The sequence below is a fragment of the Halioxenophilus sp. WMMB6 genome, from assembly GCF_033283405.1.
In the GTDB taxonomy this organism is placed as follows: domain Bacteria; phylum Pseudomonadota; class Gammaproteobacteria; order Pseudomonadales; family Cellvibrionaceae; genus Halioxenophilus.
This window is the reverse complement of record NZ_JAWMQR010000004.1, coordinates 94057-117377: the sequence shown is the minus strand read 5'-3', so window position 1 is coordinate 117377 and position 23321 is coordinate 94057. Positions and strand designations below refer to the sequence as shown.

18 protein-coding genes are annotated in these 23321 nt (G+C 52.9%); 9 read left to right on the top strand and 9 right to left on the bottom strand.

Annotated features, from left to right (window positions below):
- Nucleotides 1-6: 6 nt before the first annotated feature.
- The 3 genes from SBL51_RS12300 to SBL51_RS12290 are packed head-to-tail and all read right to left on the bottom strand — an operon-like array spanning nt 7 to nt 3467.
- Entirely contained in the window at nt 7-888 is an 882-nt protein-coding gene (locus SBL51_RS12300; protein ID WP_317931261.1) for an ABC transporter permease, read from the bottom strand.
- Nucleotides 885-1820 carry an ABC transporter permease gene (locus tag SBL51_RS12295; protein WP_317931260.1) on the bottom strand — a complete coding sequence of 312 codons (936 nt, stop codon included), beginning with the start codon at nt 1818-1820 and terminating at the stop codon, nt 885-887. Before SBL51_RS12295 ends, SBL51_RS12300 begins: the two co-directional genes overlap by 4 nt.
- A 3-nt stretch (nt 1821-1823) precedes the next feature.
- Nucleotides 1824-3467: a peptide ABC transporter substrate-binding protein gene (locus SBL51_RS12290; RefSeq protein WP_317931259.1), complete on the bottom strand. Its 1644-nt coding sequence runs from the start codon at nt 3465-3467 to the stop codon at nt 1824-1826.
- 150 nt (nt 3468-3617) lie between these two features.
- Here SBL51_RS12290 and SBL51_RS12285 point away from each other — a divergent pair, with 150 nt between their 5' ends.
- A complete protein-coding gene (locus SBL51_RS12285; RefSeq protein WP_317931258.1) occupies nt 3618-4256 on the top strand; it encodes a LysE family translocator in 639 nt (212 codons plus the stop codon).
- A 38-nt stretch (nt 4257-4294) separates the two neighbouring features.
- Here the strand turns inward: SBL51_RS12285 and SBL51_RS12280 are convergent, their stop codons facing one another.
- The gene (locus SBL51_RS12280; protein WP_317931257.1) at nt 4295-5986 is read right to left on the bottom strand and encodes a DEAD/DEAH box helicase; all 1692 of its coding nucleotides are present in this window, start codon (nt 5984-5986) and stop codon (nt 4295-4297) included.
- A gap of 275 nt (nt 5987-6261) precedes the next feature.
- Here SBL51_RS12280 and SBL51_RS12275 point away from each other — a divergent pair, with 275 nt between their 5' ends.
- The 4 genes from SBL51_RS12275 (at nt 6262) to SBL51_RS12260 (ending at nt 9514) form a co-directional block, all read left to right on the top strand.
- Complete coding sequence (locus tag SBL51_RS12275; RefSeq protein WP_317931256.1) at nt 6262-6615, top strand: hypothetical protein; 354 nt, start codon at nt 6262-6264, stop codon at nt 6613-6615.
- A 17-nt stretch (nt 6616-6632) separates the two neighbouring features.
- The gene (locus SBL51_RS12270) at nt 6633-7730 is read left to right on the top strand and encodes an AI-2E family transporter (protein ID WP_317931255.1); all 1098 of its coding nucleotides are present in this window, start codon (nt 6633-6635) and stop codon (nt 7728-7730) included.
- 152 nt (nt 7731-7882) lie between these two features.
- Nucleotides 7883-8629: a 2,3-diphosphoglycerate-dependent phosphoglycerate mutase gene (gene gpmA / locus SBL51_RS12265; RefSeq protein ID WP_317931254.1), complete on the top strand. Its 747-nt coding sequence runs from the start codon at nt 7883-7885 to the stop codon at nt 8627-8629.
- A gap of 99 nt (nt 8630-8728) precedes the next feature.
- Nucleotides 8729-9514: a hypothetical protein gene (locus tag SBL51_RS12260; protein WP_317931253.1), complete on the top strand. Its 786-nt coding sequence runs from the start codon at nt 8729-8731 to the stop codon at nt 9512-9514.
- A gap of 14 nt (nt 9515-9528) precedes the next feature.
- Here the strand turns inward: SBL51_RS12260 and SBL51_RS12255 are convergent, their stop codons facing one another.
- Nucleotides 9529-10821 (bottom strand): TonB family protein, encoded by a 1293-nt coding sequence (locus SBL51_RS12255; RefSeq protein ID WP_317931252.1) that lies wholly within the window; start codon nt 10819-10821, stop codon nt 9529-9531.
- An 846-nt stretch (nt 10822-11667) separates the two neighbouring features.
- On the opposite strand from SBL51_RS12255, the gene SBL51_RS12250 reads away from it, so the two are divergent.
- Nucleotides 11668-12315, top strand: coding sequence for a cyclic nucleotide-binding domain-containing protein (locus SBL51_RS12250; protein WP_317931251.1), 648 nt, complete (start codon nt 11668-11670; stop codon nt 12313-12315).
- A 171-nt stretch (nt 12316-12486) separates the two neighbouring features.
- Nucleotides 12487-13107, top strand: a complete 621-nt coding sequence (locus tag SBL51_RS12245; RefSeq protein ID WP_317931250.1) for a hypothetical protein — start codon at nt 12487-12489, stop codon at nt 13105-13107.
- A gap of 86 nt (nt 13108-13193) precedes the next feature.
- Here the strand turns inward: SBL51_RS12245 and SBL51_RS12240 are convergent, their stop codons facing one another.
- On the bottom strand, nt 13194-14108 hold the full coding sequence (locus SBL51_RS12240) for a hypothetical protein (protein WP_317931249.1): 915 nt from the start codon (nt 14106-14108) through the stop codon (nt 13194-13196).
- A 2113-nt stretch (nt 14109-16221) separates the two neighbouring features.
- On the opposite strand from SBL51_RS12240, the gene bktB reads away from it, so the two are divergent.
- Together bktB and SBL51_RS12230 are read left to right on the top strand one after the other, a co-directional pair.
- Nucleotides 16222-17406 carry a beta-ketothiolase BktB gene (bktB, locus tag SBL51_RS12235; protein WP_317931248.1) on the top strand — a complete coding sequence of 395 codons (1185 nt, stop codon included), beginning with the start codon at nt 16222-16224 and terminating at the stop codon, nt 17404-17406.
- Between the two features lie 249 nt (nt 17407-17655).
- Complete coding sequence (locus SBL51_RS12230) at nt 17656-18081, top strand: biopolymer transporter ExbD (protein WP_317931247.1); 426 nt, start codon at nt 17656-17658, stop codon at nt 18079-18081.
- A 116-nt stretch (nt 18082-18197) separates the two neighbouring features.
- Here SBL51_RS12230 and SBL51_RS12225 read toward each other — a convergent pair whose 3' ends face one another.
- The 3 genes from SBL51_RS12225 to SBL51_RS12215 all read right to left on the bottom strand — a co-directional run bounded on the left by SBL51_RS12225 (nt 18198) and on the right by SBL51_RS12215 (nt 22882).
- Nucleotides 18198-19511 carry a polyhydroxyalkanoate depolymerase gene (locus tag SBL51_RS12225; protein ID WP_317931246.1) on the bottom strand — a complete coding sequence of 438 codons (1314 nt, stop codon included), beginning with the start codon at nt 19509-19511 and terminating at the stop codon, nt 18198-18200.
- 392 nt (nt 19512-19903) lie between these two features.
- Nucleotides 19904-21316, bottom strand: a complete 1413-nt coding sequence (locus SBL51_RS12220; RefSeq protein WP_317931449.1) for an NAD(P)(+) transhydrogenase (Re/Si-specific) subunit beta — start codon at nt 21314-21316, stop codon at nt 19904-19906.
- 15 nt (nt 21317-21331) lie between these two features.
- Complete coding sequence (locus tag SBL51_RS12215; RefSeq protein ID WP_317931245.1) at nt 21332-22882, bottom strand: Re/Si-specific NAD(P)(+) transhydrogenase subunit alpha; 1551 nt, start codon at nt 22880-22882, stop codon at nt 21332-21334.
- Between the last annotated feature and the right edge of the window lie 439 nt (nt 22883-23321).

Here is a 23321-nt window from a genome sequence, read left to right as displayed (position 1 = left end):
GCTCGATTAATCCTTGGAGGCGCGAACGTCCAGGGCATCGCGTAAGCCATCACCCAGGAAATTTAACGAAAAGAGCACAATAGAGAGCGTTAGGCCGGGAAAAATCAGCAGCCACGGGTACTCCTCCATGCTCTCTACACCGTAAGAGATCAACACCCCCCAGGACGACTGTGGCGGCTGGATGCCGAGGCCGAGGAAACTTAAAAAGGCCTCCAGCAGCATCACGCTGGGAATGGTGAGGGTGGTGTAAACAATCACTGGGCCAAGCGCGTTGGGGATGATATGCCGCCAGATGATGGTCCATTTCGACAAGCCAATGGAGATCGCCGCCTCAACAAATTCCAACTGTTTTAAATTCTGCACCTGGCCGCGAACGATGCGCGCCATGGTTAACCACTCGACGGCACCAATGGCTAAAAACAACAAAAACAGAGAGCGGCCAAACACCACCATCAACAGCACAATAAAAATCATAAAGGGGAGGGCGTAGATGATGTCGACCAGACGCATCATGATGGTGTCCACACGCCCGCCGCTATAGCCGGCAATCGCACCCCAGGTAACGCCAATCACCAAAGCCACGCCGGTAGCAATTAAACCGACCATTAACGAAACGCGGCCGCCATAAAGAATGCGGGTGAGCATATCGCGGCCCAGGGTGTCGGTGCCCAACCAATGCTGCCAGGAGGGTGGCGCCGCGCCCAGGGCCAGGTTTTGTTCCTCATAACCGTAGGGGGCAATCCAGGGGGTGAGTAGGCAGAGCACCGCGGTGATCAGCAAAATAATTAAACCGGTGATGGCCAGTTTATTTCTTTTTAGGCGCACCCAGGCATCGGCCCAGAGCGAGGTGCCCGCTTCAAACTGGTTGATATTGGTTGTTTCGCTCATGCTTTACCTCGTACTTCAGCGCGCAGGCGTGGGTTGAGGTAAGCGGCCAACACATCGGATAACAGGTTAAACAGAATAATTAAACCGGCGAGAAAAACCGTGGTGCCAAGAATTAAGGTGTAGTCGCGGTTGAAAGCTGCCTGCACATAGAAGCGACCAAGGCCGTGAATTTGAAAAACGGTTTCGACCACAAAGGAGCCGGAGAGAATACCCGCAAAGGCGGGCCCTAGATAAGCCACCACTGGCAGCATGCCGCCGCGCAAGCCATGCTTCAATACCACGATATATTCCGGCAGGCCTTTGGCGCGGGCGGTGCGAATGTAGTCTTGCGATAACACCTCTAACATGCCGCCGCGGCTTAAGCGGGCCACGTAAGCGGCATAGGCGGCACCCAGAGTAAAGCTGGGCAGAATTTTATCGCCGGGCAGGTCGCCCCAGCCGGAGACCGGCAGCCACTCCAGCCAGATGCCAAAAATCAGCATCAACAACGGCCCCAACAGAAAGGCCGGCATACAGATACCAATCATGGCGGTGGACATGGGAATGTAGTCCTGGGCCGTGTTGGGCTTTAACGCGGCGATTACTCCGGCAGTCCCGCCCAAGGCCAGCGCCACCAGAATGGCGTAGAAGCCAAGTTCGGCGGTAACGGGAAAGCCTGTGGCGATGAGTTCATTAACGCTGCGGCCGGGGTATTTAAAGGAGGGGCCCAGGTCGCCCTGAAAGAGATCACCCAGGTAGGCGAAATATTGGTTAGCGAGGGGTTGGTCCAAGCGGTATTGAGCTTCCAGTGCGCGTTTTACCGAGGGCTCTACCTGCTTCTCACCATCGAATGGGCCGCCGGGGGCAAAGCGCACCAGAAAGAAGGTAACCGTAATTACCACCAATAGAACAGGGATGGCTTGCAGTAGCCGAATTAAAAAAAAGCGGGCCATGAATTAATCACCAAGGCTGACGTATTTGTAGTAGTAAAGATTGAGGTAGTTCGGGTAGAGATTCTTTACGCTCGGGTCTTGAAGGTTTTTGGTTTTGTAGGTGTAGATGGGTATGAACGGCATGTCGTTCATCAGCTTGGTTTCGGCAATAAAAAAGTTGTGATTGCGTTCGTCCAAGGTTTTGCTCTGCGGAATGGTCTCCAGAATCATTTTGTCGTAGGCGGGGTCGTTGTAACCGGAGCGGTTGTTGCCGTTGGTGGAGAGGCCAAGGTCCAGGAAGTTCATCGGGTCGGTGACGTCGCCAATCCAGCCGGCGCGGGCGATGTCGTAATCGAGCCGGTTGCGGCTGTCGATATAGACCTTCCACTCCTGATTAGTGAGGGCGATTTCGACATTCAGGTATTTTTTCCACATCTGCTGTACTGCCACAGCAATTTTGCGGTGCGACTCATTGGTGTTGTAGAGCAACTCCACCGGGGGGAAACCTTCGCCGTTGGGGTAGCCGGCCTCGGCCAGCAGCTGGCGGGCTTTGTCTGGGTTGAATTCAATAATTCTTGGCGGTTCGTAACCGTTAACGCCGGGTGGCGTCATGGTCATGCCCGGGTCGACCACGCCGTACATCACCATGTCGACAATCGCCTGGCGGTCGATGGCCATCGACAGCGCCTGGCGGACCCGCACATCGTCGAAGGGTTTGCGGGTCAGGTTAAATTGGTAGTAATAGGTGCCGAAGTAGGGGTTGTTCTGCAGTTTTTCTGGCGCGTATTCGCGGTAGTAGGGGACTTTATCGAGGGGGAGTTCGTAGGTTTTGTGTACCTGACCGACCCGGAACATACGCTCAGCGGTGGAGTAGTTTTCAATGGGGTAGAAGTAGATGGCGTTGAGTTTGACTTTATCGGCGTCCCAGTAGTAGGGGTTTTTTTCCACTTTGATTTCGTGGTAAAGCTTCCATTCGGTCAGTACAAAAGGGCCGCTGCCCACCATATTCCCGGGGCGGGTCCAGTCCGAGTAGTGGTCGGTCATTTCGCCGTGGGCAAGGATCACTTTTTGCGGTACCGCATAGGTTGAGTGGTGATCCAACAGCTGCAGAAAATAGGGGGTGGGGTTTTCCAGGGTCACCTGTAGGTTGTGGTCATCGAGCACCTTAACCCCCACCTGGTCGAAATCATCCACCTCGCCGGTGAAGTAACGTTCCGCGTTTTTAACGGGGAAGAGCATGTAGGCGTATTCGCTGGCCATCATTGGGTCCAGCTCGCGCATCCAGGACCAGCGATAGTCTTCCGCCGTCATGGGTTCACCGTTGGACCAACGGGCATTGTCGCGAATGTGGAAGGTATACACCAAACCGTCGTCACTGATCTCCCAGCGGTCGGCAATGCCGGGAACCGGGGTCAAATTGACCGGGTCGCGGCTCACCAGCCCCTCGAACAGGGCCATGATGATATTGTTTTCGGGGACTCCGGTACTCACCTGCGGGTCCAGGCTCATGGGCTCGGCGCTGTTTTCCAGGTGAAAAACCTGTTCGCGGTTGCCCTGTTCCACTCGGCTTTCGCCCGGGCTGCAGGCGGTAACCATAAAGCAGAGTGAAAGGAGTGCGAGGATTGATGTAAATTTACGGCGGCGTGATCGGGACAAGAGGTTAGTCATGAGCAGTGGTGTTACCACAGTAGTTGGAGTTTCAGGCCATTCTTACATAGCATTTCTTGGCAGCAAAGACGAAACAGGCGGCATTCACTTCAATTTTATTTGGTCATCAATGCGCTCTTCATCAGTTTAGATCCTATATGAGGCATCTGTTTGTACTTTAGTTTTTTTCTGGCGAGCCTGCTGCTCGCGCTGAGCCCGGGGCCGGATAACCTGTACGTGTTAGCGCAGTCACTGCAGGCTGGGGCGCGGGTCGGTGTGGCAATAACCTTGGGACTCTGTAGCGGGCTGCTGGTTCACACCGCACTGGTTGCCCTGGGCGTGGCGCAGTTTATTGGGCAGCGCCCCTGGGCATTGGCGCTGTTGGCGCTGTTTGGCTGTGGCTATCTGGCCTATCTCGCCTGGGGCAGTTGGCGCAGCGGTGTTGTTGTCATCGACCTAAACGGCAGCGCGGACGAGGCTAGCCAACGTTCTCTGGCCAGCTTTTATGGCCGGGGTGTGGTGATGAACCTGAGCAACCCCAAAGTGTTGCTCTTCTTTCTCGCCTTTTTGCCGCAATTTGTGCCGGCGGGGGTGGGCGCGGCCGGGCAGATAATGGTTTTGGGTGGCTTGTTTATCACAGCGGCACTGCTGGTGTTTATCACCATTGCTGTGATGGCCGCCAGAATCAGCCGCTGGCTGGTTGGCTCACGCCGTTGGCAGTTGGGGGTGAATCGAGCGGTGGCTCTGGTCTTGACGCTGCTGGCGCTGCGTTTGGGGTGGTTGGGCGTGGTGCAGGTCACAGCTGTGTGATACTGCGACCACGCGGGGGGCGGGCTTAGTGTGGCGGCTTAGCGGCGTCGACGCTGCTGGTTGGCCATTTCCGAGTCGTCCACCCGGCTAAGATTTAGCGGTTTGTTGCGAACATAGACCCGCTTCAACAGGCTGGTAACCTTGCTCGACATATTTTGCGGCAGCTGTACCAGACTGTAACTATCGTTAATGGTGATCTGGCCAATATTGTTGCTACGCATCTTCGCTTCATTGGCAATGGCGCCCACCAGGTCGGCTGGCCGTACGCCGTCGTTGCGGCCCACTTCCACACGATAACAGTCCATGGGCGCTCGATTGCGCTCGCGGTTGTCGCGATTGCCAGGGCGGCGCTCGCGGTCGCCGCGCGACTCACGGTGGTTGCTGACCAGGGGTTCGTCGAGCAGACGGTCTTTGCTAACAAACAGCGGCCGGTCAGACTGAGCTAGGTAGGCCAGGGCTGCGGCCACCTCTTCGGCGTCGACATTGGCTTCCGCCTGAACTTCTGTCACCAGTTGTTTGAATTCGCTCAGATCCTGTGATTCCAGGGTCTCCAGAATGTTTTCGCGGAATTGGGACACGCGGCGGGTGGTCAGCTCTTCCGAAGTGGGCAGGCGTGACTCGGCAATCGGCTGGCCAGTGCTGCGCTCGATGGAGCGCAACAGGTGCCGTTCCCGGGGGGTCACCAGCAAAATGGCTTTACCGGAACGACCGGCGCGGCCGGTGCGGCCGATGCGGTGCACGTAGGCTTCGTTGTCGTAGGGGATATCGTAGTTCACCACGTGGGTAATGCGGGGTACATCAATGCCACGCGCGGCGACATCGGTGGCGATTACCACGTCGATTTTGCCGTTTTTCAGCTGCTCGATGGTGATTTCGCGCTGCTTCTGGTTGATATCGCCATTCAGTGCGGCACTGGCGTAGCCGCGGGCTTCCAGCTTCTGGGCCAGATCAACGGTGGCAGTCTTGGTGCGTACAAACATGATCAGGCCGTCGAAGTCTTCGACTTCAAGAATGCGGGTCAAGGCATCGATTTTGCGGGCCGGGCTGACCATAACGTACTGCTGTTCAATGCGATCAACGGTTTTGGTTTTCGCTTCAATCTGAATACGAACCGGATCTTTCAGGTAGTTATTGGTGATCTTTTTGATAGCCGATGGCATGGTGGCAGAGAACAGCGCCACCTGACGCTCATCTGGGGTGTGATCGAGAATCCACTCGACATCATCGATAAAGCCCATGCGCAGCATTTCGTCGGCTTCGTCGAGCACCACCATGTTGAGGCTGGATAGATCCAAACTGTTGCGGCGCAGGTGGTCCATAACCCGACCTGGGGTACCAACCACCACGTGCACACCACGCTGCAGCTGGCGCAGCTGAGCGCGCATATCCTGGCCGCCATAGATGGGGGCAATGTGGAAGCCGGGAATATTGGCGGCGTAACTTTGGAAAGCCTCTGCCACCTGGATGGCGAGCTCCCGGGTGGGGGCCAGAATCAGCGCCTGAGGGCTGGCTTTCTTCAGGTTGATGGTGGTGAGAATAGGTAGTGCAAAGGCGGCGGTTTTACCCGTGCCGGTTTGCGCCAGGCCCAGAAGATCGCGTCCTTCCAGCAGAACCGGTATGCTCTGCGCCTGGATAGGTGAGGGAAGTTCGTAACCTAGGGATTTAAGGGATTCACATAGGGAATTAGGTAAGCCCAGCGATGAGAAATCGCCGGTAATTTGCTCGGACATGTTGAGGGTGCCTGTAAAACTGGAACTATAGTGTGCGACCCTCACCAAACGACTGCACACTGAAAAGTGGCAGTTTTCCGAAATGCTACCGCCCCACGAGTAGAAAATGGCGGAGTTGGCCGGGCCAATCAAGCCGGACATTATAGGTGAGCTTGGCACCAAACAAAACGATTATTTTGTTGACTGGGAAATTGAACCGACAATGCCCGGTGGCTGATATGCCCGCCCGGCAACCGTAATTTATTCGACAATCAGCAAAATTGAGTGATGAAGTTGTGGCTTATTTGGTGTCCGTGGCGATCTCTGTACTCGTGTTTGCCCTGGTTTTATGGCTGCTGTTGAACGTGAAAACGCCGCGGTACCGGGTCTCTGCCAGCAGAGTTCAGCAGCTGCTTGAGCAGGTATTGGTCGGGCAGGCCAATGCCAACGATTGGCAGGTGTTCCTGGCTTATGAGATCCGCGATAACCCGGAGTTGGAACGGATTCGTCGATTGTGTCTGGCCATTGATGAACGGGAATCCCGTACCATTGGCGACTATGTCTTATCAGAGCGCGGCCGCCAGCGGGTGGCGAAACTGTTGCCGAAATTGGCAAAACTTATCAACGACCCGGGTGCAGGCGGGCAATAACAGGATTAGGGGGTAGGATGACCTTACAATTTTCACCAGTAATTCGCTTTCTGGTGGTTTCCGCCGCGGTGGTGATCGTGGTGGCGGGTATGCGGGCAGCGGAGGCTATATTGGTACCGTTTTTTCTCTCGCTTTTTATCGCGGTTTTATGCTCGCCTCCGTTGACCTGGATGAAACGGGTCGGGGTACCCAGCTGGTTAGCGATTCTGATTATTATCACGGCCATTATTGTGATCGGCGTAGTGGTGGGTGCGGTGGTCGGCAGTTCCATCAACAGTTTTCGCGCCGATCTGCCGCTCTATCAGCAGCGTTTGCAGTTGATCAGCAACGACATGCTCAACATGCTAGCGCGATTTGGTCTGGAGTTCGACCCCAAACAGTGGCGCGATAGCTTCGATCCCGGCGCCGCTTTGGGTTTTGTGGGTAACACTTTGGCCAGCTTGGGTAACCTGATGACCAACGCCTTCCTCATCTTGTTAACGGTGGTGTTCATTCTGGCTGAAGAGGTGCGCTTTGGTGATAAGTACATGTTGGCCACTGCCAAAAGTGAAGAGGGGCTGGTGGCGGTAAAACGCTTTACCACCAGCGTCAATCGGTACATGGCAATCAAATTGATGATGAGCCTGATGACCGGGGCTTTCATTACCATCTGGCTGATGGTGCAGGGGGTGGACTACGCCGTCCTCTGGGGCTTGTTGGCCTTTTTACTCAATTTTGTTCCCACTCTGGGTTCGATTCTGGCCGCCGTGCCGGCGACCCTGCTGTCGCTGGTGCAGTTGGGGGTGGGGGATGCCGCCATAACCGCTCTAGGCTTTCTGCTGGTGAACGGCATCATCGGCAACGGAATTGAGCCACGCACCATGGGTAAGGGGCTCGACCTGTCAGCTCTGGTGGTATTTTTATCGTTGGTGTTTTGGGGATGGGTACTGGGTTCTGTGGGGATGTTGTTATCGATCCCTTTAACCATGACCATCAAAATAGCGCTGGAAAGCTTTGACGAGACGCGCTGGTTGGGGGTGATGTTGGGCTCCGGCAAAACTCTGCAGCCCCGAAGCCCTCTGTCAGACTATCCGCTCCTCGGACAGGCCGGTTCGGAGTCGAGCAGTGACTCTTGATCGGGTGAGGAGGCAAATATTGCCTGTGATCAAGCTGCGGCCACATTTTCGGGCATATGCTGATATAATCCGGCCTGCTTAAAGCGGGCGTCATACAGTGCCGCAAGGTTACCGAGTGATAACTGGCTAGTTAAGGAAATTTAGGAGTTTCAATGTACAAATTGGTGTTGGTTCGTCACGGCGAGAGCGTGTGGAACAAAGAAAATCGATTCACGGGTTGGAAGGATGTTGATCTGTCGGAGAAGGGCCGGGCCGAAGCGACCGCCGCTGGCCAGCGCCTGAAGCAGGAAGGCTTCATGTTCGACAAGGTTTACACCTCGGTACTGACGCGGGCGATCAAAACCGCCTGGAGCATTATGTCGGAACTGGATGCCTGCTACCTGCCGGTTATTAACAGCTGGAAATTGAACGAGCGTCATTACGGTGGCCTGCAGGGGCTGAACAAAGCCGAAACTGCCGAGAAGCACGGTGAAGAGCAGGTGCTGATTTGGCGACGCAGCTACGACATTCCACCACCGGCATTAACCAAAGACGATGAGCGTTATCCGGGTAACGATCCTCGCTATGCCGGTTTAAGCGAATCTGAAATTCCATTGACCGAGTGCCTGGCCGATACCGTAGCGCGTGTGGTTCCCTATTTTGAAGAGATCATCGTACCCGATATCAAAGCCGGCAAGCGTATTCTGATCGCCGCGCATGGCAACTCTTTGCGGGCCTTGGTGAAATACCTCGATAACATGAGCGACGAAGCGATCATGAAGGTCAATATTCCCACTGCCACACCTTTGGTGTATGAGCTGGACGAAAATCTAAAACCCACCAAAAGTTATTATCTGGCCGATGAAGCAGCGCTGGCCGATGCCATGAATGCGGTTGCCAACCAAGGCAAAAAAAGCTGATTGGTGGCGGCGCCATGGTGAATATTCATTAATGCTCCGTATGGTGAAAAGCTCCTGCAAGGGGGCTTTTTTTATGAACAATAAAAAGGTGTGACAACAATGAAAGCAATGAAAATCTTAATGGGAGTCGCCGTCGCCCTGATTTTGGTGATCGTGGTGGTGTTTGCCATTTTCGTGGCCAACATTAACGACCTGGTTAAATATGGCGTTGAGGAAGCGGGCAGCAAAGTCACTCAAACCAGTGTTACGCTCAGCGGTGTTGATATCCAGTTAAAAGAGGCGCGCGGTGAGTTGAGCGGGCTGTCGATTGCCAACCCCAAAGGCTATAGCAAGGCAGATATTTTTGAATTGGATAAGGTGGTTTTCGATATCGACCCCAGTTCGGTAACCAAAAAAGGTGGCGTGATCGTGATTGATGAGGTGACGATTTCCGGTATCAAAATTCTGGCCGAGCAGACCGGTGTGACCGACTCCAATCTGCAAACCTTGCTGAATAATATCAAAGCCTCTACTGGCGGTGGCGCTACCAGTTCCACTGAGTCAGCCAGTGAGCCTGCTGAAGAGTCGGCCCCGGTGTTGTTGGCGGTGAAAAAACTGGTCTTTTCAGATAACTCCCTTGCGCTGCGTTCACCGACCTTGGGTGATGTCGATGTCGAGATTCCCTCTTTCACACTGGCCAATCTGGGTAGCGAAGAGAAGGGACTAACGCCATCGGAGTTGGCCGAGGCTGCATTAAAACCGTTGGTCGACCGAGCCCTGTCGGCGGTGAAGAAGAAAGCAGCTGAGCGAGCAGAACAAGAGGTGAAGGATAAACTGCTGGATAAGCTCGACGATGAGCAGAAAGATAGACTAAAAGGCCTCGAATCTTTGTTGAAAAAAGATTGAGGCCCTGCCCTCAATTACTGTAAACGAAACTCTATCGGGACTGTGAAGGAGTAAAGCTGACCGTTTAGCTCCATAGGCGGAGCTGGGAAGGGGTCGGCATCCTTCACGGCCCTGATAGCAGCGCTATCCAGTGTTGAATAACCGGAGCCATCCAGGGTTTCAGTTTCAACCACTTTCCCTTTCTGATTAATGGTCACCTGTAACGTCACTCGCCCCTCGTGGTTGCGATCTACGGCCCGTTTGGGATAGCGGACCTTACCGTAAGCCCAAGACAGTAGCTCGGAATGGTAGAGTTGCTGCTGGAGCAGATCATTAACGCTAAGTGGCTCGCTCAAGACATCGTCATCATCATCGATTAAGCGCTCATCGCCGAGTGACGCCAAAGTGATCGGGTTTTTCTGGGCAGTGCTTTCACTGCTGGCCCGGGGCGCTGGTTTATCCACGGGTGGCTGGGAAATCGGTTCTACCGAAGCCACAGTGACGCTGGTTTCGGCTACGTTGGCCGCCTGCTGTGGTGGCGCAGCTGGTGGTTGGTGAACCTTCGTTGACGGTGGCTGGATGGCCGGCTTGTGAACCGCCACCACCGTAGCGGGGGCTGCTGCAGCCGGTGCCGGGTTTGGTGCCCGCTTGCTGGTTGTGGCCGCCGCTACGGTGGTGGCTTGTTCACTATCCTGCCCCGATTTTTGGGTGAGTGTTTTGGCGTAGGCGACCCGTTCCGGGGTTGGCGTCAGTTGTGTGAAGCGAGCACGTAAATCGGGATCCACCTTGCCGTCGGCTAAGATCTCCTGCCGGAAGGTTGATGATAAGGGCACGTTGCCGATCCAGGCGCGCAACAGCACGTCAAAAAGCCCCGCCTGGCTGATTGTGCCGAGCTCCGTCCCATTTAAAGATATAACGAGCGGCGCGCCTTCCCAGGGGGCATCTATTAATAGATGGTCGCCGGATTTAAGCGGTATGTTGATGAGCTCGGTAAATGCCACCATTGCCTCCGCCTGCTCGGTGAGAAGGGCGGCGGGGTTGTTGATAGCCGCGCCCTCAATCCAGGTGCGAATGTGACGTCGGGCGCTGAAGCTATCGGGAATTCTCAGCTCCATCTGCCGATGTTGGGATACCGCCAATGCTCCCTTTGAATCACTGGTTAACTTATCCAGATAAAGAGCAGCGATAAAACGTTCATTACCCAACTGTTGGTAACTGGCAAGCCCATTCAGCAGTGGCTCGGCATTTACTTGGCTAATGCAACAGATTCCGAAAAGGTATAGAGCTCCGCGAAGGTGACGCAGGAGTGTGATATTGATTCCAAACACGTTGACCCCTCTCCCGTTATAGTTGGCTTGTTATTATTCTTGTATCGCTATAACAAATAATTATTTATAGGTGTTTTTAGCCGTCATCCAATGTGGCCTTGTATTAACTTCTAGCACACAATTTTAGGCGCCGCTATTCTGATTTTTATACCGGTAAACACTAAAAGCCTTGATTGCTAAGACGAGAACCGTTAACTAGAAGTCGTTGGGCAGTCTACCGATTTATTAGCTCGTTCTGCAATAGAGGTCACAGACGTTTTGAGCATTGCGCCCTTTAAGCATCTATTTTGGTGAAATTCGACGCCAGTTTATGCGTATGTCGCGACTTTTCGGCCATTAGGCGCTGCCGAGAGATAGCCTGGAGCATTCCTGTTTCGGGTTGATCTTTCGCAACGATGGCTGTCGCTGATTAGTACAAAATTAACGGCTGTTGTTTGCGCAGGAATGGTAGTAGTCCGCCTTTTAGGGCACGCGCGTACGGAAAATGGTGAATTGAGATTCTCTTCAAGACGAGAGATGGATTCTGCCGCTAATATCTCGGGGGTCTGCTAACGCTCAGGTGAAGGAATTATCTGAAGAAGGCGATAGAGCCAAGTTAAGAGACCTGGAGCTTAAGCCAGTAGGTTAACCGGTTTGCTCTAAGGCTCGCAGTAACTGATTTTACGGGCGGCAGTTGTGCCAATGGATCAGCTACTTTGCCAGCACTAATTTTGGCGGGCGATCATCCTTCCCGGTTTGACTTTGGCTCGTGAGCAGCTGTAATGACAGGAAGGCAGTAACAAGGTTGGTGCTCGTGGTAGTACTTGTTCGTTTTAGTTTTCGTTAAAGGATCAATCGATTACTCCTATGCTAATGCAACCCTTCAGCGGTGTTCGACGGGATGATGTGGAGCGACTACTGCAATACATCCCATTTTTTCGGCAAATTCAACAGCAAGATCCAGAACAGTTTCAGGTGTTGCTCTCTTTCTCTAAAGTGAGTGTTCTGGAGCGTGGACAGCTGTTTTTGCATGCCGGTAGTCAGGACCAGTGGCTCTATTTCCTGTTGCGAGGAGAGTTGGCTGTAACCGTTGACCGCCCTGACGATGAGAAAATCATCGTTAACAAAATTCAGGCTGGCGAGGTCTTTGGTGAAATTGCCTTGATTTTGGGGCAGCCGAGGAGTGCAGATATCCGTGTGGCGGAGCAGTGTCGTCAGGCAACGGTTTTTGGTCTGGACTTTAATGCCTTTGGCCGGTTGAATGACTTTTCGCTGATCAAGCTGCCCATCAAGCAAGCTTTTTATCGAAATGTGGTCCACACGCTGCGCTGGCAGCTGGAAGTATACCGTCAACAACACCCATCTCACCCCTTGGCTGAAAAGCATCGCCGGATAAAAGTTCTCTCCTTGCCCAAAGGAGGATTTGAAGAGCTGCAGGCGCTCCACAATCAAGCGGTTGAGCTGGCGACTCTGTTAGTGGAATGGAATCCCAGCATCAGTAATTTTGGTACTTGATCTGCTCCTTCTCCCTCTTTATTTAATACCTCTGCTTTGAATTTCCGGAGTTTCTGGCTTTTTAGCCGGGAATTCGGCTTGCTAGCGGTGGTGCATTGCGCGAACCAGCCTCCTTTATGGTCTACACTTTTTACGAAATAGCTCGAAATTAACAGTAGTTAGAGGTCATCAGTGCTTTATTCGTCTCACCCGCGCTTCCTTAGGCCAACCTTGCTCGGTTTAACGGCCGCTTTGCTGGGGGTGAATAGTGTCGCTGAGGAAACCGTTTCTAGTGAACTTAAGCAGAAGCTCTGGTTGCCTGCCAGCTATGCCCGTTACATGGGAGATTTAATTCAATCCGCCCAGCAGGTGAGTCAGTTTGAAACCTGTCGCCAGGTAATTAGGGGCGAGTTGCTAGAATCCCAATCGACTGCGGAGCATCCGGTGTTCCGCGTGCTTTGCCGAGATCAGCAAGGGCAGAGTTACGCCGTATTGGTTGATGGAGATAGCTATGAGGATCTGCACGCTCATGTCGACCCCCCAATTGAAGAACAGAAGGGTCCTGATCTGCCACAATATGCGCGAGTTTGCGTAACGGAGCTTAAAGCTAAAGTCCATCGGATGATAAAGCCGGTTTGGCCGGAGAGTGATTCCCTGGCGCCAACACTATTGAATGATGACGTGGTGGATTTTGAAGTGGACTTTACCGCTGAAAACGCTGAGGGGATCCTGCTCAAGTATCGTGGCTACTGCCATTTCAACTCTCTTCAAGAGCTTTCGCTTGATGTAAAACCCAGGCCGGGTAGCCAATAGCGTTAAATGGCTAACTGCGTGCGGGGGTAACCGCGACATGTGAGAAGAACAAAAAAAGGCCAGATAAACTGGCCTTTTTTTGGGGATTAAGCTTTAGCCTTTGGTGGGCGACCACGGCGCTTTTTGGCTGCAGTGGCGGTCGCGGCGGGTGCTGCGGCTTTAGCTGCAGGCGCTTTAGGTGGGCGGCCACGACGTTTGGCTGGAGCTTTTGTAGGGGCTTTTTTGGCAGCGGCCTTCTTAGGGGCTGCTTTCTTAGGCGCTGCTTTGGGAGCGGCTTCTTTCTTTGGTGCTGCTGCTTTCACGGCGACCTTTTTGGCAACAACCTTTTTAGCGGCTGTTTTCTTCTTGGGAGCTGCTTTCTTCTTGATCGCGGCCTTTTTCGCTGCTGCTTTGGCTTTAGCGGCGGCTTTCTTAGCGGTGGCTTTCTCTTTTATAGACGCCTTTTTGGCGGCGGCCTTGGCTTTTACCGCGGCTTTTTTAGCTGCGATCTTAGCTTTAGCAGCGGCTTTCTTGGCAGCGGCCTTCTCTTTTATAGCAGCTTTTTTAGCTGCAATCTTAGCTGCAGCGGCTGCTTTTTTGGCTGCAGCCTTCTCTTTTATAGATTTGGCTTTGGCGATTTTAGCGGCTTCCTGGCTCTGAGCTTTTGCCAGGGCATTGGCGGCTTTGTTGGCTGTCTTTAATTGGGCAAGTTCGGCTTTGGCGGTGGCCAAAGCCGCTTTGGCTTCGCCAGCCTTGGTATTAGCGGTTGCTACAGCTGCTTTGGCAGTAGCTGCCATTTTAGCAGCAGCGGGGGTTTTCTTTTTACGGGCAGCTGCCAATTTGGTTTTTTCTTTAGCGCTATCCATTGCGGCTTTTTTGGCCGCCGCCGCAAGTTTGGTAACTTCTTTGGCAAGATCAGCCTCTTGCTTGGCGCGAGCCTTGGTGAGCTGAGTTTTGAGTGCCGCGAGTTCCTGTTCAAGCTTAGCTACAGGATCTACCGCGATTGCTTTGCGTGCAGCCATAGTGGGTTTCCTTTGTGAAAATTAAAAAAGTGCCTTGGGAGGATTAATAATGCGACATAAGTTAAGCATTTATAGAAAAAATTCAAGCACTTTGCTTGAAAATAGACCAATTTTTAAAAAAAGAGAACATAAAAACGGAATATTTTTAGAAAAATTCAAATTTTTTACATCATTGAAGTGAAAAATTGAGAAATCGGGGAAATTAAAAGTTTCGCTTGCCGGGTAAAAGCAAATTAATACCTCTTTAAGTAAAGCGCACCGATTTTTGATTTATCCATTTTTTAAAGATCTGCTTTAGCCAGCCCAGAGAAGCTACTGAGGCGGCATATTTATAGAGAGCCAGCGCAATTTTCAATGTTAGTCCGCAAATTTATTCAGCTTCGGTACATCCTGTTTCACTCCTGACTTAGCTCGCGGAAATGGTCGATGCCGCTTGGGAGTTTGAATAACGGCAATTATCCCGATTACAGGACTATTTGGATGATCGACCCTCCATTATCCTAATTCTCGTTTTTTAGTTGGCTAATTACTCCGGTCCGCAATCGTATATCACCCCTAGATCGAGCTTTAATGAGGCGATGCGTTGGGTTTAGATGCTGTGATTCGGTGGCCATCTGGATATTCGATATTTTAAAGGGGAGGCATATTCAATTAGTGAATGGCTGGGGGGTGGTTAGAGCCGGAAGTAACTTAAGACCGCATTGGCGTTCAGATACATGCGTTACCGTGCTTCGACATTGAGGCTTTAGCTAAATCAGTTTGAATTACGCGGTTATCTATTTGAGGATAATGGCCTGCCAGGAGGCGACAGTAGTCTTAAGGGTCGATTGACCAGGAAAAAATTGCCGGCGTAGCTGGTTGAGTTGGCGTCTTTCAATCCTATAGCGGGTTGCAGCCTCATACCTTACCAGCAGCTCCCCCCCCCTAAAAGACTCTGTTATAGATGGCGAATCTTGTTTCGAGCAGAATTAATTCACTATTAAACGTACAGATAATTAGCCGGCGACATTCGTGCGGGCAGATTTCGTCGATTAGTGTAGTGTGCGGTTGTCGATTCCGGATGATGGCGGAGAATTGGATTTTTACTCTCTCTTTAATTAACGATTGAACCATCTGTATTGCAACAGCGACCTGTTTTCTGAGTAGTGGTTTAAACTCTTCCTCCTTTATTAGGCTTTTCCCGAATCATTGGTCTCCATTAAACACTCATATAAAGAGGGAATGCCTCACACGAAGTCTAACTGGGGCGGAGCGGTGAATTTTCTGGTTTGCCATTTGGATGATGTCAATTGGTTTAATCCGTGATTTATGGCCGCCGGGCACCAGCGCTTTGTAGCTAACGATTTAACATCGTGGTAATTCCTGCGGCTATTTAAGTCGATGCAAGTGGCACAAAGATTTAATCTGGCCCGTCATTGCATTTGCAGAAGTTCTCCTGCTAGGTCTTCGCATGGTTGTTTATCAAGCTGACGGCTTTGGCGAAGCCCCCCAAACAGTCGGCCAGTCGACTTTTCATCGTTTTAACCGTTTCACCCAAATTGCCTGTGCGATGGAAGAGAAGGCCAGCCATGCGCTATCGATTTTCGGAACAGTCTCAGCTGGGTAGGCCTGTAAACATCGCTTTATTATTTTCGTGGAAGAGCTTGGTTGGAAACTGTCGTTTGAGAATTGTCTATCGACGCCGGTTGTTGTCTGCAATACCTCTTTTACCGCTGTTGTGTTCCAGGTTGGTGCGAGGCCCCAGTTTGATGACTAACTTGATCAAAAACGGGCCATAAATACTTGCATTCAGGTTAAAAAACATACAAGATGCGCGGCCCTCCAAGCCACTGGTTGCTTTATAAAGAAGATTAGAGTCCAGCGGCAATCTCTCGCCGGCCTGGAGGGGAAGGGTCTACTACAACGTCGGCTTTACACGTGCGGGGGACTACGTGTGTGTTCATCATCTCTTTTTTGTCTGGCCGCGGCTGTTAATTCAGTACCCTGCTTGTTCGTTTTTATGGTCCAACTGCTATCTATATGCGCACGGCGCATAGGCGGGGCCCTCTCCTGGTCCGCAATGTAAGCGGGCTATTCAAGTACTATTTTTTGTGTAGCGAAATACGAGGTAGCTATGGAAAACCGCGAAGTTTATCTGGTGAATGGTGTTCGTACGGCAATAGGTGATTTTGGTGGCAGTTTAAAATCAGTGGCTCCCACTGATATGGGGGCCCAGGTGGTAAAAGAAGCGGTTGCCCGTTCGGGTGTTAAAGCCGCTGATATCGACCACTGTGTGATGGGTAATGTGGCCCACTCTGACCGTCGTGATATGTACTTGAGCCGCGTCTGCGCCATTAATGCCGGCTTACCTGAAACCGTTCCGGCACTTACCGTTAATCGCTTGTGTGGTTCCGGTTTGCAATCCATTGTGAGTGCCGCGCAAATGATTTTGGCGGGCGATTGTGAAACGGTGGTTGCTGGCGGTGCCGAATCGATGAGTCGCCTGCCTTACTGGTTGCCCAGCGCCCGCTTTGGTGCTCGCATGGGTGATGCACAGATGGTGGATGTGATGACTGGCGCGCTAACCTGTCCGATAGAAAATGTGCACATGGGTATTACCGCTGAAAACATTGCCGCCGAATGGAAAATTTCCCGCGAGGAGCAGGATCAACTGGCACTGCAGAGTCACCAGCGGGCTGAGGCGGCTATCAAGGCTGGTTTTTTCGATTCACAGATTTTGCCTATCGAGATTAAAGGTCGCAAAGGTGTTGAGCGTGTAGTTCAGGACGAGCATGTTCGCTTTGACGCTACCATTGATGATTTCGCGAAGCTGCGCCCGGTATTCAAAGCCGATGGTACGGTAACCGCTGGTAATGCTTCCGGCATCAACGATGCTGCCGCAGCGGTGGTGTTGGCCAGTGGGGCTTCGGTGCAGGCGCGAGGTTTAATGCCGATGGCTCGGTTGGTGAGCTATGCCCTGGTTGGCGTCGATCCGAAATTTATGGGTATGGGGCCGGTACCAGCCATCGATAAGATTCTGGCCAAAACCGGTGTGCATGTGGATGACATCGACGTGTGGGAGGTGAACGAAGCCTTCGCAGCCCAGGCGTTGGGTGTGGTCAAGGCGCTGAACCTGCCCAGTGAAAAGGTCAATCCCAATGGCTCAGGCATCTCTTTGGGGCACCCTATTGGTGCTTCCGGGGCTGTTCTTGCCATCAAAGCCATGCACGAGCTGCAGCGTACTGGTGGCCGCTACGCCATGGTTGCGCTCTGTATTGGCGGCGGTCAGGGCATCGCCGCGCTGCTGGAACGGGTATAACAGCTGCGCCGCCCAATGGGCGGCGCTTCTCCTCCAGCCCCCGCGGGGCTATTTAAGACTCTTTACACTGCTGGTATGCCAATTGCTTTGCTGGGGGCTTGGCTGCTGACTGTGGTTGCACCTCAATTGTGTGTGTTATCTAACCGTCATCAATTTGTTGAGGACATTTTCAGCAAAGCTGCTAAGATGTGGCCTGGTTGCTCAGGCGACAATTACGAATGAAATAACAGTTTTACGAGGGGAGCAACTGTGAGCCGAAGACGTAGACACGGTGACGCAGAAGAGAAAGCCGAAATCGATTTAACACCCATGCTTGATGTGGTGTTTATTATGCTGATCTTCTTTATTGTGACGGCATCCTTTGTTAAGGAAATTGGCCTGGATCTGAATATGCCGGAAGTACCAGAAAATCCGCCACCAGCAGACCCGGACGAGCCACCCAATATTTTGGTTAAAGTAACCGCCAACAACGACATCATCATGGATGGCCGTCGTGTAGACGCCCGTTCAATTCGCTCTATTATTGAACGTATGCACGCTGAAAACCCTAAAGCCAGTGTGATTATTAAGGCCGATGTGAAGTCTGAAGCCGGAGTTTATGTGGCTGTGGCTGATGCCGCTCGTTCAGCTAATGTTATGCAGGTATCGTTGGTGCCTGATGGCGAGATCTTTTAGCGTTAGCAAGACATTACTCTTTACTCTGATGTAAAGAGCCATAAAAAAACCCGCGCGAAGCGGGTTTTTTTATGGCTCTTGTTTAGCGCTCTGTTTGTCAGAGCGCTTCTCTTAGCTTAGGCGGCCTTGGTCTCTTTATCCTTGGCTTCGACCTGCTCCTTACGCAGGGCAGCCTCCTTGTTAACGTCAAAAAAGGAGCGGAAAAAGTCCCGTAAGCGCGGCTGTATCTCGGTGCGGAAGCGTTTGCCGTTAAACACGCCATAGTGGCCAACACCCGGTTGGATGTAGTCGAACTGCATCTCTTGTGGGATATTTTTACAAAGATCGTGAGCCGCCTGGGTTTGGCCAATACCTGAGATATCGTCGTTCTCTCCCTCTACCGTCATTAGCGCCACTTTGGTGACTGTTTCCGGTTTAACCAGTCGGCCATTGTGGTAGAACTCGCCAACGGCGAGAGAGTGCTTCTGGAATACCTCGGATATGGTCTGCAGGTAGAACTCTTTGGTGAGATCAAGCACCGAGAGATATTCGTTGTAGAACTCCCGATGCTTCTGCACGCTGTCACAATCGCCTTCAATCAGGTGGTTGAAGTAATCCTTGTGGGCGTTTACGTGGTTCTCGGTATTCATGGTGATGAAACCGGTCAGCTGCAGAAAGCCTGGATAGACCCGCCTAAATGCGCCCTGGTAATTTATCGGCACCGTGTAGATAACGTTGTTCTCAAACCAGGAATAAGGCCGAGTTTTGGCCAGGTGGTTGGGGGCGGTGGGCGATTTTCGGGTATCGATGGGTGAACCCATAAAGGTCATGGTCGCTGGTAGGGCTGGATCGTCGTCTTCGGACATCACCGAGATTGCTGCCAGAACAGGGGGGCCTGGTTGGCAGATGGCCATGACGTTGGCACCCGGGCCAAGCGCCTGAAGCATTTCAATCACATAATCGACGTAGGTGTTGAGGTCGAAATTTCCTTCATAAAGAGGTACATCGCGGGCGTCAACCCACTCGGTGATGTAGACCTCGTGCTCTGGGAGAAAAGCCTCCACAGTGCCGCGTAGAAGAGTGGCATAGTGGCCGGAAAGTGGCGCCACAATGAGTAGACGAGGGTCGTGGTGCTCTTTGCCATAGGCCTTCATCATGTCGTCTTCGTTGCGCTTGAAGTGGACCAGCCTGCAGAAAGGCTTCTCCCAGGCGATCTCTTCGGTAATGGCGACCGGTTGCCCATTGATTTTGGTCTCTTTCAGGCCAAATTCGGGTTTGCCGTAGCGGCGGGTGAGGCTTTCAAATAGGTCGCAGCTGGCGTTGATCAATTTGCCCGGGTAGGTGTAGGCCAGCGGGTTTAACTTGGAATCGAAGAGCTTTTTGCCGAGGCCGGCAGCTTCTCGGAGAGGATGAAGAACGGCGTGGTTCAACTCGTAGAGGTGATATAGCATTTTTTTCTCCAAAGGCGCATAAGCACAGTCGCTCGGCTATTTCTAAGCGCTTCGGCGAAGGGATAGTCGCGTTACCGTGAGGTGACAACCATAATTACTACGATCCAACCTATCGGTTGTTACCTAATACCTGTATCTGTTTTCTTACGGTCTTGCAGTGTCAAACGATCATTGCGTGCCGATTGGTTTTTAGTTTGATACCTGACAGTAGCCGCAAGTGTAGTTTATTGCGCCATCGACCAGGTTATTGCTGCATTGCAACATTTGATTATACCCAGCTGCCAAACTTAGGCAACGACTAATCAACTTAACGCTGGCGCGAAAAGAATGCAAAAGGCGAATGTTATGGGGTGGAGAATGGGCCGCTGCTGAAGCAGCGGCCCGAAGGGTGTTTAGGCGACGATTGCCTTATAAACTTCGTTCAAGCTTTCGTTGGCATCGCCAAACAGCATGCGGGTATTTTCTTTATAGAACAGTGGGTTATCCACACCTGCGTAGCCGGTGGCCATGCCTCGTTTCAGTACCACCGTGGTTTTCCCGTGCCATGGCTCCAGTACCGGCATGCCGGCTATGGGGCTGTCAGGAACCTCTTTGGCGGCAGGGTTAACGATGTCGTTGGCGCCAATTACCACGGAAATATCCACTTGCGGGAAATCTTCGTTGACCTCTTCCATCTCGAAGACAATGTCGTAGGGCACTTTGGCTTCCGCCAGCAACACGTTCATGTGGCCAGGCATTCGTCCGGCCACAGGATGGATGCCGAAACGTACTTTCACGCCCTTATCGCGCAGAGCTTTGGTGATTTGATAAACCGTGTGCTGAGCCTGCGCTACGGCCATACCATAGCCGGGGATAATCATCACCTCTTTGGCGCCCAACAACATGTTGGCCACCTCTTCGGCTTCGACCGCTTTAATGTCCTCCTCGCTGCCGGCAGGGCCACTGGCGGCAGAACTACCACCGCTGGAAGTACCGAAGCCACCCAAAATTACATTCAGGAATTTGCGGTTCATGGCCCGGCACATGATGTAGCTGAGGATGGCACCCGAGGAACCGACCAGCGCGCCGACGACGATTAACAGGTCGTTGGCCAACATAAAGCCCGTCGCCGCGGCGGCCCAGCCGGAGTAGCTGTTGAGCATGGAGACCACCACCGGCATATCGGCACCACCGATGGCCATCACCATGTGAATACCAAACAGCAGGGCAACAATGGTCATAACGGCCAGTGGTAGCAGTGCGTTACCGCCTTCAGCTGCGTTGGCAGCGACAAAGGCAAAGCCCTGCCAAATAGCCACTACCAGCAGGATCAGGTTGAACCAGTGGCGAGCCGGTAGCAGCAGTGGCTTGCCGCCGATTTTGGCGGAGAGCTTACCGTAGGCGATGATGGAGCCGGAGAAGGTGAGGGCACCAATCAGAATGCCGATGTAGGTTTCGACATCGTGAATGGTCTTTTCAACACCCATGAGGCTGGCATCGTGCTCCAGAAAGTTGGCGTAGCCCACCAGCACCGCGGCCAGACCAACTCCGGAGTGGAGTATGGCAACCAGCTCTGGCATTTGGGTCATGGCGACTTTACGGGCCAGGATGATGCCGACCACCGCACCGATGATCACGGCGCCGATGAGTAGTGCGTAGTTAGCGGTTACTATTCCCACAATGGTGGCGAATAGGGCAATGCCCATGCCGATCATGCCGAAATAGTTACCGCGACGGGCTGTTTCCTGCTTGCTCAGTCCACCCAGAGCGAGGATGAACAGAATGGATGCGCCTATGTAGGCGATATTGATCATACCTTGAGACAACATGATTCTCTCCCCTTACTTTCTAAACATGGCAAGCATGCGTTGGGTGACGGCAAAGCCACCGAAAATATTGACACTGGTGATGAGGATGGCGATTCCGGCCGTCCACATGACCCAAGGGTCGGGGGAGTCAATCTGAATCAAGGCGCCGATGATGATGATACTGGAGATAGCGTTGGTCACACTCATCAGCGGGGTGTGCAGTGACGGAGTTACGTTCCAGATCACCATGTAGCCGACAAAGCAGGCCAGCACAAAGACGGTGAAGTGGGACATAAAGGACTCTGGTGCACCGGCGCCAAGGCCGATCAGGGCCAGTGCGCCGAGGGCAAACCAGATGAGGCTGCCGCCTTTGGACTCGGGCTTCTCTGCCGGTGCCGCCACAGGCGCGGGCTCCGGCTTTTTGGCCGGTGCGGCAGAGAGCTTGGGTGCCGGTGGTGGGAAGGTGATTTCACCCGCTTTCACGGCGGTAGCGCCGCGCACCACTTCGTCTTCGAAGTTGACGGTCAATTGGCCATCTTTGGCGGGGGTCATGTCGGTCAACAGGTGGCGCATGTTGGTGCCGTACAGCTGGCTGGCCTGCGAGGGTAGGCGGCTGGCCATATCGGTGTAGCCGACCAGCGTAACGCCGTGCTTGACCACCACCTTGTCGGGTTCGGTCAGCTTGCAGTTACCACCCTGTTCGGCGGCGAGGTCAACGATAACGCTGCCCTCTTTCATGGATTTAACCATCTCCTCGGTGATCAGCTCTGGGGCTGGTTTGCCGGGAATCAGTGCGGTGGTGACGATAATATCGACCTCTTTCGCCTGTTCGGCAAAGAGCTTCATCTCCGCATCGATAAACTCTTTCGACATGGTTTTGGCGTAGCCGCCGGTGCCGGAGCCATCCTCTTCGAAGTCGAGCATTAGGAATTCGGCATCCATGGATTCGACCTGCTCTTTTACTTCTGGGCGGGTGTCAAAACCGCGCACAATGGCGCCCATGGATTTGGCGGTACCAATGGCGGAGAGGCCGGCAACGCCAGCGCCAATCACCAGTACCTTGGCTGGGTCGATCTTGCCGGCGGCGGTGATCTGGCCGGTAAAGAAGCGGCCGAAATGCTGGGCGGCTTCTACTAAGGCGCGGTAGCCGGCAATGTTGGACATGGACGAGAGGGCATCCATCTTCTGGGCGCGCGAGATCCGCGGCACCATATCCATGGCCAGGGCATTGACTTTTTTATCGGCCAGTTTTTGCAGTAATTCTGGATTTTGGGCGGGCCACATGAACGAGACCAGGGTCTGGCCTTCGTGCAGTAGGTCTATTTCGTTAATGTCCAGTTCCGGATGGTCCATGGGCGGACGGACTTTCAGAATGATGTCGGCGTCTTGCCACAGGGCTTTGGTATCTTTGATGACTTCAACGCCAGCGGCTTCATAGTCACTGTCGCGAAACTTGGCTTTCTCTCCGGCGCCGCTCTCGATAGCTATCGAGTAGCCCAATTTCTGGAGATGTTTCGCCACTTCCGGAGTGGTGGCGACACGGCACTCCCCTGGCTTGACTTCCTTGGGTATAGCGATCTTCATTTGTTTGTTCCCCAATTGTTGTACATGGGCCATGGCTTTAGCTTGGCCTGGTTTTCTTGCCGGTGGTCCGGCTTATCGTTGTGTTGTTCTCCTAATCGCCTGGCAGGGCTGCGAGACTGCTGGTTTGGGCAAGTGGGTAGGAGCTCGGCCAAAGACTCTAATTCATTGTGGTCTTTTGTGGTGGCGGCCGGCTCTACGCCTGACCCACAGGCACTTTTACCCGCCGCATGTTAGCCAAAGCGGTTGGCAAGAGTACTTGTAAAATTAAATCGATACCATTAAAGAGATTAATTTTAATTCCATTTTTGCCGCATGTGGGCGGCTTTTTTGGAAGGAAACAGTATTGTCTAACAGCGGTTCACTTTTTGCAGCAGCCAGTGTCTAATGCACCGCTGAAATCATCGTCTCTTAACTACTGCTGCAGTTATAGGAATGCACT